Source organism: Bradyrhizobium sp. in8p8 (assembly GCF_000426845.1).
In the GTDB taxonomy this organism is placed as follows: domain Bacteria; phylum Pseudomonadota; class Alphaproteobacteria; order Rhizobiales; family Xanthobacteraceae; genus Bradyrhizobium; species Bradyrhizobium japonicum_C.
In genome coordinates, this window is record NZ_AUGD01000003.1 from 364,810 (window position 1) to 377,945 (window position 13,136).

12 protein-coding genes and 1 pseudogene are annotated in these 13,136 nt (G+C 64.9%); 6 read left to right on the forward strand and 7 right to left on the reverse strand.

The annotated features are described in order from the left end of the window. Window positions 1-53: 53 nt before the first annotated feature. Both ubiB and ubiE read right to left on the reverse strand, forming a co-directional pair. Complete coding sequence (gene ubiB, locus K408_RS0111865) at window positions 54-1,628, reverse strand: 2-polyprenylphenol 6-hydroxylase (protein WP_024338581.1); 1,575 nt, start codon at window positions 1,626-1,628, stop codon at window positions 54-56. Beyond that, window positions 1,625-2,386 carry a bifunctional demethylmenaquinone methyltransferase/2-methoxy-6-polyprenyl-1,4-benzoquinol methylase UbiE gene (gene ubiE / locus K408_RS0111870; RefSeq protein ID WP_024338580.1) on the reverse strand — a complete coding sequence of 254 codons (762 nt, stop codon included), beginning with the start codon at window positions 2,384-2,386 and terminating at the stop codon, window positions 1,625-1,627. Before ubiE ends, ubiB begins: the two co-directional genes overlap by 4 nt. 81 nt (window positions 2,387-2,467) lie before the next feature. Between ubiE and mutM the strand changes: the two genes are divergently transcribed. Beyond that, window positions 2,468-3,349: a bifunctional DNA-formamidopyrimidine glycosylase/DNA-(apurinic or apyrimidinic site) lyase gene (gene mutM / locus K408_RS0111875; protein WP_024338579.1), complete on the forward strand. Its 882-nt coding sequence runs from the start codon at window positions 2,468-2,470 to the stop codon at window positions 3,347-3,349. Window positions 3,350-3,614: 265 nt separating this feature from the next. Here the strand turns inward: mutM and K408_RS0111880 are convergent, their stop codons facing one another. Then, the gene (locus K408_RS0111880; RefSeq protein WP_024338578.1) at window positions 3,615-4,358 is read right to left on the reverse strand and encodes a ParA family protein; all 744 of its coding nucleotides are present in this window, start codon (window positions 4,356-4,358) and stop codon (window positions 3,615-3,617) included. Window positions 4,359-4,601: 243 nt separating this feature from the next. Here K408_RS0111880 and ggt point away from each other — a divergent pair, with 243 nt between their 5' ends. Further along, window positions 4,602-6,281 (forward strand): gamma-glutamyltransferase, encoded by a 1,680-nt coding sequence (ggt, locus tag K408_RS0111885; RefSeq protein WP_024338577.1) that lies wholly within the window; start codon window positions 4,602-4,604, stop codon window positions 6,279-6,281. Between the two features lie 6 nt (window positions 6,282-6,287). Here ggt and K408_RS37950 read toward each other — a convergent pair whose 3' ends face one another. Together K408_RS37950 and K408_RS0111895 are read right to left on the reverse strand one after the other, a co-directional pair. Beyond that, a complete protein-coding gene (locus K408_RS37950) occupies window positions 6,288-6,683 on the reverse strand; it encodes a hypothetical protein (protein WP_155248360.1) in 396 nt (131 codons plus the stop codon). A gap of 118 nt (window positions 6,684-6,801) precedes the next feature. Next, window positions 6,802-8,160, reverse strand: coding sequence for a serine protease (locus K408_RS0111895; RefSeq protein WP_024338575.1), 1,359 nt, complete (start codon window positions 8,158-8,160; stop codon window positions 6,802-6,804). Window positions 8,161-8,316: 156 nt separating this feature from the next. Here K408_RS0111895 and K408_RS0111900 point away from each other — a divergent pair, with 156 nt between their 5' ends. Then, window positions 8,317-9,120, forward strand: coding sequence for a HesA/MoeB/ThiF family protein (locus K408_RS0111900; protein WP_024338574.1), 804 nt, complete (start codon window positions 8,317-8,319; stop codon window positions 9,118-9,120). A gap of 46 nt (window positions 9,121-9,166) precedes the next feature. Further along, a pseudogene (locus K408_RS37955) lies at window positions 9,167-9,720 on the forward strand (LysR substrate-binding domain-containing protein); the annotation flags it as partial. A 3-nt stretch (window positions 9,721-9,723) separates the two neighbouring features. Here K408_RS37955 and K408_RS0111910 read toward each other — a convergent pair. Then, window positions 9,724-10,725 carry a 2-hydroxyacid dehydrogenase gene (locus K408_RS0111910; protein WP_024338573.1) on the reverse strand — a complete coding sequence of 334 codons (1,002 nt, stop codon included), beginning with the start codon at window positions 10,723-10,725 and terminating at the stop codon, window positions 9,724-9,726. A gap of 323 nt (window positions 10,726-11,048) precedes the next feature. Here K408_RS0111910 and K408_RS0111915 point away from each other — a divergent pair, with 323 nt between their 5' ends. Beyond that, window positions 11,049-11,576, forward strand: a complete 528-nt coding sequence (locus tag K408_RS0111915) for an SH3 domain-containing protein (protein ID WP_024338572.1) — start codon at window positions 11,049-11,051, stop codon at window positions 11,574-11,576. Between the two features lie 171 nt (window positions 11,577-11,747). Here the strand turns inward: K408_RS0111915 and irrA are convergent, their stop codons facing one another. After that, complete coding sequence (gene irrA, locus K408_RS0111920; protein ID WP_024338571.1) at window positions 11,748-12,239, reverse strand: iron response transcriptional regulator IrrA; 492 nt, start codon at window positions 12,237-12,239, stop codon at window positions 11,748-11,750. A gap of 344 nt (window positions 12,240-12,583) precedes the next feature. Between irrA and fabA the strand changes: the two genes are divergently transcribed. After that, window positions 12,584-13,105, forward strand: a complete 522-nt coding sequence (gene fabA, locus K408_RS0111925) for a 3-hydroxyacyl-[acyl-carrier-protein] dehydratase FabA (RefSeq protein WP_024338570.1) — start codon at window positions 12,584-12,586, stop codon at window positions 13,103-13,105. The last annotated feature ends 31 nt before the right edge of the window (window positions 13,106-13,136 follow it).

Below are 13,136 nucleotides of genomic sequence, written 5' to 3' on the forward strand. Positions count from 1 at the left end.
CCCCTCCAGCGCGGAATGATGGCGATGCTATCATTCACATGATTGCAATGCAATCATAGATTCCGGACGGCGATCAGGATGCCTATGAAGGTCGCGGCGATGATCCAGAGCGCCACGGTGCGCCAGCGATTCTTGCGGCCCTCGCTGCGGCCCATCGCCGCGATGCTCTCCGGCGACAGCCTTATGCCGTCCCGGGTCATGGTCTCGAGCTGCTCGAGCACCTTCACCGACCGTTCGGCGATCTCCGGCAGGCGCATCAGGACCCGTGCAATGTCCCCGGTTCCGGCGAGCGCGCCCTGTACCCGGCCGATGGGTCCGAGATTGCGCTCGATCCATTCGCGTACCACGGGGTCGGCAATTTTCCAGATGTCGAGCTTGGGGTCGAAGCCGCGCGCCACACCCTCGACCACCACCATGGTCTTCTGCAGCAGGATCAGCTCGGGCCGCGTGGTCATGTCGAACAGGCCGGTGACCTCGAGCAGCAGCGTCAACAGCCGTGCCATCGAGATCTCTTCCGCCGTTCGATTGTGAATCGGCTCGCCGATGGCGCGGATCGCTTGCGCGAAATTCTCGACCGAATGATGCGCGGGCACGTAGCCAGCCTCGAAATGCACCTCCGCCACGCGGCGATAGTCGCGGGTGATGAAGCCGAGCAGGATTTCGGCGAGGAAGCGCCGCTCCTTCATCCCAAGCCGGCCCATGATGCCGAAATCGACCGCGACCAGGCGGCCGGCATCATCGAGGAACAGATTGCCCGGATGCATGTCCGCGTGGAAGAAGCCGTCGCGCAGCGCGTGCCGCAGGAAGCTCTGGATCACCTTGCGGCCGAGATCGGGCAGGTCGACTTGCGCCGCTGCAAGGCGCTTGTGGTCGTTCAGCGCGATGCCGTCGATCCACTCCATCGTCAGCACGTTGTGGGTGGTGCGATCCCAGTCGACATCGGGCACGCGGAAATCAGGATCGTCGCGCGTGTTTTCCGCCATCTCCGACAGTGCTGCGGCCTCGAGCCGCAGGTCCATCTCCATCGCGACCGAGCGCGACATGGTGTTGATGACTTCGATCAGGCGCAGACGCCGCGCTTCGGAGGAATAGGCTTCGGCCTTGTGCGCGACGAAGAAGAAATCCGAGAGATCGCGGCGGAAGCGCGTGGCGACGTTGGGCCTGAGCACCTTGATCGCGACCGACCTGCGAACGCCGTCGCGCAACACCTCGCCGCGGTGCACCTGGGCGATCGAGGCCGCCGCGACCGGCGGGCCGAAGCTTGCGAAGATGTCCGTCAGCGGACGCTCCAGCGACGTCGTGATCGCAGCTTCCGCTTCGGCCTGCGAGAACGGCGGCAGGCGATCCTGGAGGCTTTCGAGGTCGCGCGCCATGATGACGCCGACCACGTCGGGGCGCGTGGCCAGGAACTGCCCGAGCTTGAGATAGGCCGGGCCCATCCGCGTCAGCGCGCGCGCGATCCGCGGGCCGTGCTTGGTGCCGCGGCGTTCGACGAGTCGCGCCAGCTTCAGCGCGAGCTGTCCCGGCGGCGGCACCAGGCTCGGATCGACCGAGCCGAACACGCCCTCGCGCGCGAACACGAACGCGGCGCGGATCAGGCGCGCAATGTGGGTGAAGGCAGAGATCACAAACGCCAGCCCGAATGCAGTGCGACGATGCCGCCGGAGAGCGTCTGCCAGCTAACGCGGGCAAAGCCGGCCTCGCGGATCATGTCGGCGAACGCAGCGGGCCTTGGAAACTTGCGGATGGACTCGACGAGATATTGGTAGGATTCGGCGTCGCCGGTGACCATGCGGCCGAGCGGCGGGATCACCTTGAACGAGAACAGATCATAGAGCTTGTCGAGCCCGGGCATCTCGACGGTGGAGAATTCCAGGCAGAGAAAGCGGCTGCCGGGCTTCAACACGCGATAGGCCTCGCGCAGCGCCAGATCGATCTGCGGCACATTGCGAATGCCGAACGCGATCGTATATGCGTCGAAGCTGCGGTCGGCGAAGCCGAGCGCTTCGGCATTACCCTCGACGAAATCGACCCGGGTGTCGAGATGCTGTTTGGCGGCGCGCTCGCGGCCGACCGCGAGCATGTCGGAATTGATGTCGCAGACCGTGGCATGGAAGCCGGGGCCGGCCGCTCTGGCGGCGCGGAACGCGATGTCGCCGGTGCCACCGGCAACGTCGAGCAGGGCGAACGGCCGATCGCCCCTCGGCGGGTCGAGTGCCGTGATCATGATGTCCTTCCAGACCCGGTGCAGGCCACCGGACATCAGGTCGTTCATCAGATCATAGCGCGAGGCCACGCTGTGAAACACGTCGTTCACCAGCGTCTGCTTGTCCCCGAGGGGAACGTTCCTGAAGCCAAAATGCGTGGTTTCGCCCGGCCGATCCATTACTCTACTCCACTGGGCGGACCATAGCGCGCCCGCCGCAATGGCGCTATCACACCGCCCTCATAAGGTGAATGCCTGACCATGCCTGAATTGCCCGAAGTCGAGACCGTCCGCCGCGGCCTTCAGCCCGTCATGGAAGGTGCGAAAATCCTCGCTGCGGAGGCCCGCCGGCCGGATCTGCGCTTTCCGTTCCAGCCCGACTTCGTGGCGCGGCTCAAGGGGCAGGTGGTCACCGGGCTCGGCCGCCGCGCAAAATATCTCATGGCCGATCTCGCCTCAGGCGACGTGCTCTTGATGCACCTGGGCATGTCGGGCTCGTTCCGTGTCATCAAGCCGGACAACAGCCTGCAGCCCGGCGAGTTTCACTATCCCAGGGGAAAGGACTCCGCGCATGATCACGTCCTGTTTCGGATGTCCTCCGGCGCCGACATCGTGTTCAACGATCCGCGCCGCTTCGGCTACATGAAGGTGATCGCGCGCAATGCGCTCGAAGACGAGCCGCTGCTGCGCGGGCTCGGCCCCGAGCCGCTCGGCAACGAATTCGACGCCGCGATGCTGGCGCGCTCCTGCGCCGGCAAGACCACCAGCCTGAAGGCGGCGCTGCTCGACCAGCGCGTGGTGGCCGGGCTCGGCAACATCTATGTTTGCGAGGCGCTGCATCGCTCGCATCTGTCGCCGCGGCGCATTGCTGCAACATTGTCGACCAAGAAGGGCGAGGCAACGGACCACGCAAAACGATTGGTCGGTGCGATCCACACCGTGCTGAACGACGCGATCAAGGCCGGCGGCTCCAGCTTGCGCGACCATCGCCAGACCTCCGGCGAGCTCGGCTATTTCCAGCATTCATTCAAGGTGTATGACCGCGAAGGCGAGACGTGCACGACGCCGCGCTGCGGCGGCACGGTCAAGCGGTTCACGCAGAATGGCCGGTCGACGTTCTGGTGCCCGAAATGTCAGAAGTGAGAAGGCTCGCAGCCGGGAAGTCGTGAGCCGCGGCGAGGCCACGAGCCCTGCAGGTCATTGCAGGGAGCCCTTGCGACGAAGCAATCAATAGCTCTTCCGCGGTGAAGGCCTGGATTGCTTCGCTGCGCTCGCAATGACGGATGAATAGGAGCGATCTAACGCGAAGCGAAGCAATCCGGCCGGGCTGGTGACCGGATTGCTTCGTCGCCCGGGCTCTTCCACCGGACAGCGAAGAGCCCGGATGGCGTCTGAGCGATTGCCCCGCTCAGGACGCGATTGTGGTGGTCTCGTCCGCGGCAAGGTCGGCGGCGAGATGCAACATGCCGTCGGCAGCCGACATCACCTGGTCGATCAGCAGATGGGTCTTGGCTTCGAGCTCTAGCCGCGTCTCGATCCAGCGCCAGAGCCTGCGGATCTCGTCGGCCGACTTGCCGTTCGGTGCGAATTCGCTCACCGCGAGACCTTTCGCCAGCGCGTCCTGGTGGTCGTTGCGGATTGCGATCAGCGGTCGGGCGAGTACATCAGCAAGGTCGAGCGCGGCTTCCTCGGCGAGGGTATTGGCGGCGTTGTCGATGCGCTGGCCGCGGATCGGCGCCTGGTTCAATACGAAGCTGTACGGCCGCTTCCAGGCGCGAGCGACGTTGAGAGTCGAGACGGTCGCCTCGATATCGGCGACGGTCGGGCGGGCCGGGATCAGGCAGAAGTCGGAATGGCGGATTGCGGCGGTGGTTGCCGCGCTGAGGCCGGCCGCAGTGTCGACGATCGCGAGCTCCAGGCCGCTGTCGGCCAGCATCTTCAGGCGCGGCTCGATGTTGGCGGCTTGATAGATCGGCTCGACGACGACGTCGTCATTGTTGCGGCGGCGCTGCCAGTTGGAGAGGGTGCCCTGCGGGTCGGTCTCGATCAGGCGGACAGTGAAGCCGGCCTGCTTGGCCGCCAGCGCGAGGCCGATAGCGAGCGTGCTCTTGCCACTGCCGCCCTTTTGGGTGGCCAGTACGATCGTGTGCATTGTGGATCAATCCTTTGGAGTGCCTGGGATCTTGGGTAACGCCACGCGAACGTGCATCGGTTCTCGATGCTGAGCTCTTCTCGCTCAGGACGTGCCCTGCCCGATCCAAAGGGGACCGCGGATGTCCGAATCAACCAAGGCGATGGTGGCAGAATTGGGAATGTCAGCTAATCCGTACCAATACTGGACCCGTAATCGTGCGTATGATGTGCTCTCCGCCGTGAAACAAGAAGGGCAGGCGGCATGGGCGGAAACTGGCGCGACCGGACGGCAACCACTTTTGACTGCCAGAAGATGCCGGCGGTCTCGAGCCGCGGCATGGTGGTCAGCAATCATCCGTTGGCCTCCAGTGCCGGTGCCGAGATGCTGGCGGCCGGCGGCAACGCAATCGATGCCGCGATCGCGGCCCTGTTCACGTTGACGGTGGTCGAGCCGATGATGGTCGGCATCATCGGTGGCGGCATGGCACATATCCGGCTCGCCGATGGCAGCCACCGCTTCATCGACGGGCAGAGCACCGTGCCCGCGGCTGTGCGCGACACCACCTACCTCTCGAAGCCCGGCTCGGCGCATGACGTTTTCGACACCGTCGGCAACGAGAACCTCAACGGACCGAAGGCCGTCGCGGTGCCGGGCTCGCTGAAGGCCTGGTGCGAGACGCTGCGCCGGTTCGGCACCATGTCGCTTTCCGACGTGATGCAACCTGCGATCAAGCATGCCGCACGTGGCTATGCGACGACCCCCTATCTGCATGAATGCATCAGCGAGAGCGCAGACGAGATGAGCAAGGACAGGACGATCGCGTCGATCTTCCTGCCTGATGGCGAGCCACTGAAGGTCGGCGAGCGCGTGGTGCAGGCCGAATATGCGGACACGCTTCTCTACATCGCCGAACACGGCGAGAAGGCGCTCTACGAGGGGGCTCTCGGCGATGTCCTCGTCGACTACATGGAGAGGGCCGGCGGCTTCATCCGCCGCAACGATCTCACGAACTACAAGACGGTCGAACGGCAGCCGATCCGCGCCGACTATCGCGGATGGACTATCCTCGGTCCGCCGCCGCCCGCCGCGTCCGGCGTGCATATCGCGCAGATGCTCAACATTCTGGAGGGTTACGACATCGGCGGGCTCGGCTTCGGGACGTCGGAGGCCATCCACCATCTCGCCGAAGTGCTGAAGATTGCCTTCGCCGACCGCGCCGCCGCCAGCGGCGATCCGGATTATGTCGGCGTGCCCGTGGAGAAGTTGACCTCGAAGGCCTATGCCGAGGAGCGCCGCCGCGCCATCGATCCAGCACGGGCGCAGGCGTGGAGTGCGGGCGTGTCGCAGCTCGAAGGCGCGCACACCACGCATGTGACGGCGGCGGACAGCTTCGGGAACGTGGTTGCGACCACGCAGACCATCAACAGTCTATTCGGCGCCAAGATCATGATCCCGGGCCTGGGGGCCATCGCCAACAACTACATGAACCTGTTCGATCCGCGACCGGGCCACGCGCTCTCGCTGGCGCCGGGCAAGCGTGTCACCACCTCGATGTCTCCGATGATGGCGCTGAATGGCGGCAAGCTGCGCTATGCGCTCGGCTTGCCCGGAGGCAAGCGCATCTTTCCGAGCGCGATGCAGGCGCTGGTCAATCTGATCGACCACGGCATGAGCCTGCAGGAGGCCGTCGAGGCTCCGAGGGTCTGGACCGAGGGCAACGCGCTCGAGGTGGAGCAGACTGTGCCGGAGAGCGTGCGCGTGCAGCTCGCGGCGCTTGGCCACGAGGTGCAGCCGGTCTCGACCGTCGCGGGCGGCATGAACGGAATCGCCTTCCAGGACGACGGCACCATGATTGGCGCCGCCTGCTGGCGCGCCGACGGTACGCCGATCGGCATCTCCGGCGGTCTTGCGAAGAGCGGGATCAGGTTCAGGCTCGCCTGACTGCTCTCATTTCTGAGCGCCGCTGCCCGCCATGTCCGCGGCGGCGCGCGCGACCAGGTCTGCTGCGCCCGCATTGGTCTGCAGCGATCGGACCTTGACGTCGATCGCGATCAACTTCCATTCGCCCTCGGACACGGCGTAGTCCAGCGCGTAGCTCAGCTGCGACGGTGCCGTTTCGAAATGGCCGCGCAACAACAGCGCGCCGTTGTCGCCGATCCTCGGGGCTTCCGTGCTTATGATCGGCATGCCGGCAATTGCGTCGATGTGATGTCCGGCAAAGGTCGCGAATGCCTGCTTCAGCGTGGCGGCTGAAAAGCGTTCGCGAAACGGTCTCGCCATCTTTGCATGGAGGACACTGTAGTTGCCGGTGAGGTTGGCGTCGTTGAGCGTCAGCAGCGCCACTTTCACCATCACCTCCTCCACTTTCGGCGTCGGCAGCGCCGGCGATTGTGCCCAAGCCGAAAAGCTCAGCAGCGCAGCCGCTACCGTCGGGGACAGAGAGACGAGACACCGCAACATGCTACTTCCGCACGCAGATCACGCGTACGACGGCGGCTTTGGCATCGGTCGACGTGCCGTTCGCCGTGATCTGCCTGGTCTTTAGGAAATCACGCACCGCATCCGCCGATACCATCACGGCCTGCGAGGCCGGCACCGAGGTCGCAGGACCCGCCACCATTGCCGGCTTCAGCAGCGCAATGCCGGCGAACTTGCCGTCGGCGTCAACGGCCGGGCTGCCGGAGAAGCCGACCGACGGCGGGGGAGACAGTGCGGAATCGCCCGATGGGCCTAGCGCCAGCGTCGCCTTGATGCTCGACACGCCGGCGGCACCGCCCTGGCTCTGCGGATCGGCGATGCCGATGACGTCGACGTTCGTCTTCGCTGCACCGCCAGCGAGGCTGAGCGGCTTCAGTCCGCGGGCGCCGTAGATGTGCAGCAGCGCGAGATCGTGTTGCTTGTCTTCAGCGAGTCTGTCGGCGCGGCCATGACCTGCGATCGTGATCGCAAGGCAGCCATCGGCGACGAGGCGATCGGTGACGATCGCACCGTCGTCGCTGACGACGACGCCGGTCCCGTATTCCACCGTCTTGCGCGGCGGCGGTCCGGCCAGCGGTCCCGACGGGAACGCATTGAACGCGCTCGACATCGCGATCACCACCGGCTCGACGACGTTCTCGGTCGCCTGGTCGTAGAGGATCGTCATGGTGCGGACCTCGTCGCCCTTGAAGGTGCCGCGCACGTAGAATTTCTTCAGGCCCTGCAATCCCGAGAGCACGAAGAAGTCAGGCTTCACCACGGTGTAGTCGATCTTGCGTCCGGACGGCTCCTTCTCCAGATCGGCGAGCTTCGCCGAGGTCGGGTTCACCTCCTTGCGGCGGCTGAGCAGCACCTGCACGGTTCCGGTCGGCGAGGTCCATTTCGAGCCGTTGGCGTCGCTTGCCTGCTGCGGCACCAGCTTGGTGGGAATGCCGAGCCGCGCGCCGCTGGTCGGCTCCGTCACGATCTTCCAGCCGACGCTCTCCTGCTTCTTGCGGGCCGCTTCGGCGAGCGCAGCGCGCTCCTGCGGATTGAGCGCGCCGGTCGGCTTGCCGCCCTTGGCCTTCTGGTACTCCTTGATGGCGTTGACCATGCGTTCGCTGACGTCTCCGGTAATCGCGCCGTTGTATCGGCCGGCCCAGGCGAGATCGGATTGGAGCGCCAGTCGCTCTGCTTTTGACATGGCATCGGCGGTCGCCGAGGGCGTCTGCGTTGCGGGAGGCTGGATCGGCACGGTCTGGACCGTCTTCGGCTTGGTGCCGGGCACCTGTGGCGCCGTCGTCTGGGCGTGTGCGCCGGTGGCGGCCGCAAACATCAAGGTTGCCGCAAGCATCGATCTCATGACAAATCCAACCAGCCCATTGAACGCAGTGCCATTGAAGCACATCTCGTTGGTCGCGAACAATGTTGGGGTGGTTCAGGTCCGAGGTCGAGCCGCGAACTCAGGCCGTCATCCTGAGGAGCGGGCGCGATGGCTCGGTAGGAGAGACGTGCGACGATGCTCAGCCCGGACGAACTCGAACGCTATGCCCGCCATATCGTCCTGCGCGATGTCGGCGGTCCCGGGCAGGCCGCGTTGAAGCGGGCCGCGGTGCTGGTGATCGGTGCCGGCGGGCTCGGCGCGCCCGCGCTGATGTATCTGGCCGCCGCCGGTATCGGCACGCTCGGCGTCGTCGATGACGACGTGGTGTCGCTGTCCAACCTTCAGCGCCAGGTGATCCACACCACGCCCGATATCGGCCGGCACAAGGTCGAGAGCGCCGCCGAGCGGATATCGGCCCTCAATCCGCATGTCCGCTTCGTCGGTCATGCCACCTGGCTCAACGCTGACAATGCACTCGGCCTGATCGGCGACTACGACCTCGTGCTCGACGGCTCCGACAATTTCTCGACGCGATATCTCGTCTCCGACGCCTGCTTCTTCGCGAAGCGGCCGCTGATCACGGCGGCGCTCGGCACCTTCGACGGCTCGCTCACCACCATCCGTGCCCATGAGACGAACGAGCAGGGCGAGTTCAACCCGACCTATCGCTGCCTGTTTCCGGAACCGCCGCCGCCCGGCACGGTGCCGGCCTGTGCGGAGGCCGGGGTCATGGGCGCGCTCGCCGGCGTGCTCGGTTCGATGATGGCGCTGGAGGCGATCCGCGAGATCGTCGGCTTCGGCGACGGCCTCGTCGGCCGCCTCCTCATGATCGATGCGCGCGCAATGCGCTTCGAGACTCTGCGCTACGCCCGCGATCCCGCCAATCCCCTCAATGGCGACGGGCCCGTGATCAGCGATCTCAGCGCCCATCGCACCTGATCGGAGCCGCTACCTGGTGGCCGGCTTCTCGCTGTCGAGATGGGCCATCTGCTCGGCCACCACCCGCAGCGTCGCGCTGACCGAGGCGGGGAATTGCTGCTGTCGCGCGTGGCGCCAGCGCTGCGTGACGTGGGCGATGCGCTGGACCAGGTGCGGGGCCTGCGCGAGGTCGCTGCGGGCCGCCTGCGCATCAACGCACCGCCGCCGGCGGTCGATCTGGTGCTGGCGCCGATGGTCGGCCCGTTTCTCACCGCGCATCCACAGGTCGATCTCGACATCGTCTCCGAGAGCGGCTTCGTCGATATCGTCAGCGCCGGCTTTGACGCCGGTGTGCGCTATGGCGAGCACCTCGCGATCTCGACCAACATGAGCCTTGCGATGCGCGCCGCGCGCGACGGTGTCGGCATCTGGGCGACGCTCGACGGCTATGCCGACGAAGCGCTGAAGTCCGGCGCGCTCGTCAGCCTCATGGAAGATTAGTGCGAGCCGTTTCCCGGCTCCTTCCTCTATTATCCGAGCCGGCGCCAAACGCCGCCTGCGCTGCGCGCTTTCATCGATTTCGTCGCCGATTGGCGCAAGCGCGACAAGCGCGGGCAGTAGAACTCAGAGCATGCTCGGCAGCACGCGATCCGGCGGCTTGTGAGCGTCGAGGAAGGTGCGGATGTTGATGATCACCTTCTCGCCCATCTCGACGCGGCCTTCGATCGTGGCGGAACCCATATGCGGCAACAGCGTCACCTTGCCGGCCTTGGCGAGCCGTACCAGCTTCGGGTTGACCGCGGGCTCGTGCTCGTAGACGTCGAGGCCTGCGCCGGCAATCTCGCCGCCCTCGATCAGCTTGATCAGCGTATCCTCGTCCGTCACCTCGCCACGCGCGGTGTTGACGATGTAGGCATCTTTGCGGATCAGCTTCAGCCGCCGTGCCGACAGCAGGTGATAGGTTGCGGGCGTGTGCGGACAGTTCACCGAGATGATGTCCATCCGCGCCAGCATCTGGTCGAGGCTCTCCCAGTAAGTCGCACCCAGCTCTTCGGCGATGACGGGCGCCACTGGGCGCCGATTGTGATAGTGGATCTGCAGGCCGAAGGCGCGGGCGCGACGCGCGACGGCCTGGCCGATGCGCCCCATGCCGATGATGCCGAGGCGCTTGCCGCCGATGCGGTGGCCGAGCATCCAGGTCGGCGACCAGCCCGCCCAGGGTTTTCCTTCGGTCAGGATCGAGGCGCCCTCGATCATCCGCCTGGGCACCGCGAGGATCAGCGCCATGGTCATGTCGGCGGTGTCTTCGGTCAGAACCTTCGGCGTGTTGGTGACGGTGATGCCGCGGGCATGGGCGGCTGCGACGTCGATATTGTCGACGCCGTTGCCGAAATTGGCGATCAGCCGCAGCTTGCAGTCGGGCTGGTTCACGACCTCGGCGCTGATGTGATCGGTTACCGTCGGAACCAGCACGTCGGCGGTTCTCGCCGCTTCCGCGATCTGCTCGGCCGACATCGGCGTGTCCTCGAGATTGATCCGCGCGTCGAACAATTCGCGCATGCGCGTCTCGATCGAATCCGGCAGCTTGCGCGTCACCACGACGAGGGGCTTTTTCTTCACCGACATGTCCTGCTCTCATGAGGCGTCGCAGGCCGCCTCTGTCGCCAAAGGCCGGTCGTTGAGGCCTCATTAACCCGGTTGTTCGACACTGCCCTTGCCGTGTCCGTCCCCGGCGTTTCCTCCAAGCTCTCCCGACATTTCCGGCCGGAAAATCGGGGCAAACTGGTTGTTCAAATGCCCGTCCTCTCTAGCAGAAGGCCGGGCCAAGACAAGAACCACGGGTCAAGGCTTCGGGAACACCCGCATGGGACGGGAGGGGCGGACGCAGCAGCGTTTTGGAATTGGGGTGAGGATCCGGTTCGTCCGGGTCTTCGACAGGAGACGGGTTGATGGCGTTGGGGCGGTTCTGTTCGGTGATGGCGCTTGTTTGCACCTGGTTGAGCGCCTCGGTCAGCCCCTCGCATTCGGCGAAGGATACCCCGCAGACTGCCAGCGGCTTGCCGGTGCCGCGCTATGTCAGCCTCAAATCGGACCACGTGAACGTCCGCGCCGGCCCAACCAAGGACAATGACGTCGCCTGGGTCTACACCCGCGCCGGCCTGCCGGTCGAAATTACCGCCGAGTTCGAGAACTGGCGCCGGGTGCGCGATTCCGAGGGTGCCGAGGGCTGGGTCTATCACTCGCTATTGTCCGGCCGCCGCACCGCGGTCGTCACCATGAAGCACAAGGACGAGTTCGCCCCGATCTATGACCGGCCCGATCCCGACAGCGCGGTGGCTGCAAAGCTCCAGGCCGGCGTCGTCACGCAGGTGAAGAAGTGCGCTGCAAACTGGTGCCGCGTTATCGGAAACGGCTTTGACGGCTGGATTCAGCAGGAGCGCCTCTGGGGCGTCTATTCGGACGAGCAGGTGAATTGACCCGAAGGGTCACCCAGAGCGATGCGAAGCATCGAATCAGGGACATCGAGATTCGGGTGCGGGAGTGCGCACCCTAGCTCGGCGCTGCACACCGCTCCGGGATGACGGTCCAAAAGACGATGGCCGGGACGAGCCCGGCCATGACGATCCCAGTTCGATCTTAAATGGATCTCAGCGCTTCTTGCGCAGTCGCACCACCATGTCGATCCGAGAGATCTCGTAACCCTCGGGTACCTCAGGCATCTTGGATAGCACCAGGTGCGGATCCTCGATGTCGACCAGCTCGTGGCTGTTCTCAAGGTAGTAGTGGTGGTGGGTGGTGACGTTGGTGTCGAAATACGTCTTGGTGCCGTCGACACTGACCTGGCGGAGCAAGCCGGCATCGGTGAGCTGGTTCAGCGTGTTGTAGACGGTCGCCAGCGATACCGGAACCTTGGCCAGCGTCGCTTCCTCGTAGAGCATTTCAGCCGTGAGGTGCCGCGCCCCCTTGCCGAACAGCAGCCAGCCCAGCGCCATCCTCTGGCGCGTCGGGCGGAGCCCAGCGGACTGGAGCATTTCGTTGACGTCGTGCCAGGGGCAGCCGGTCAGCGCCGGCTGGCGGCCGGACAAGGGGGCCGCGGCATGGACGTCGTCGTCGTGATGGGACGCGGTATTCTCGTTCATTTCCAGATTTCGGGCACGCGTGAACAATATCTCTCTGTAACATAAGAACAGAAAGATGCAGATGCAAGTATCTCGCAACTAGAGAGGTTCTAATCAGGTCTGGAACCGCGTGGGGATCGCGTCATTTTACCTTCATGGACGCGCTTTGCTACCCGAAATGGCCTGTGTTAGAGAGCCCGCGGTTCCGCTTACCCGACTCTGACGCAGCCGAGTATGAAGGCTGGGGTCATCCGGGGCTTGCGGGAGTTGCGCCTGACGGTGGCAGTTAGCGTTGCTCTTCGATCGAACGGGGCCCATTTCGCCAGGAAACGCCGCTCAATCGGCATTTGAACAGAGGCTCGTGAATGCTGAACAGGCGCAACGGTTATGAATACGAAGATCTGCTGGCCTGTGCCCGCGGCGAGATGTTTGGCCCGGGCAATGCCCAGCTGCCGCTGCCGCCGATGCTGATGTTCGACCGCATCACGGAAATCACCGACGATGGCGGCGAGTTCGGCAAGGGCCTCGTGCGCGCCGAGCTCGACGTAAAGCCCGACCTTTGGTTCTTTGCCTGCCATTTCAAGAACGACCCGGTGATGCCCGGCTGCCTCGGCCTCGACGCATTGTGGCAAATGGTCGGCTTCTATCTCGGCTGGGTCGGCGGCGAAGGCCGGGGCCGGGCGCTCGGCCTGAGCGAGCTGAAGTTCGGGGGACAGGTGCTGACCGAGGCTCGCAAGGTTGTGTACAACGTCGATATCAAACGCGTGATGCGTTCAAAGCTCGTGCTCGGTATCGCCGACGGGTGGCTTTCGGTCGACGGCCAGATTATTTATCGCGCCAAGGACCTGAAGGTCGGCCTGTTCAAGCAGGGCACGAGCCTGGGCTGAGCGCATCACCACGAGACAACGAGCAAGAAGA

Bases quoted from the DNA above. Each gene is read 5' to 3' on its own strand.
- ubiE (WP_024338580.1), bottom strand. From the start codon at position 2,386: ATGGATCGGCCGGGCGAAACCACGCATTTTGGCTTCAGGAACGTTCCC.
- mutM (WP_024338579.1), top strand. From the start codon at position 2,468: ATGCCTGAATTGCCCGAAGTCGAGACCGTCCGCCGCGGCCTTCAGCCC.
- K408_RS0111880 (WP_024338578.1), bottom strand. From the start codon at position 4,358: ATGCACACGATCGTACTGGCCACCCAAAAGGGCGGCAGTGGCAAGAGC.
- ggt (WP_024338577.1), top strand. From the start codon at position 4,602: ATGGGCGGAAACTGGCGCGACCGGACGGCAACCACTTTTGACTGCCAG.
- K408_RS0111895 (WP_024338575.1), bottom strand. From the start codon at position 8,160: ATGAGATCGATGCTTGCGGCAACCTTGATGTTTGCGGCCGCCACCGGC.
- K408_RS0111900 (WP_024338574.1), top strand. From the start codon at position 8,317: ATGCTCAGCCCGGACGAACTCGAACGCTATGCCCGCCATATCGTCCTG.
- K408_RS0111910 (WP_024338573.1), bottom strand. From the start codon at position 10,725: ATGTCGGTGAAGAAAAAGCCCCTCGTCGTGGTGACGCGCAAGCTGCCG.
- K408_RS0111915 (WP_024338572.1), top strand. From the start codon at position 11,049: ATGGCGTTGGGGCGGTTCTGTTCGGTGATGGCGCTTGTTTGCACCTGG.
- irrA (WP_024338571.1), bottom strand. From the start codon at position 12,239: ATGAACGAGAATACCGCGTCCCATCACGACGACGACGTCCATGCCGCG.
- fabA (WP_024338570.1), top strand. From the start codon at position 12,584: ATGCTGAACAGGCGCAACGGTTATGAATACGAAGATCTGCTGGCCTGT.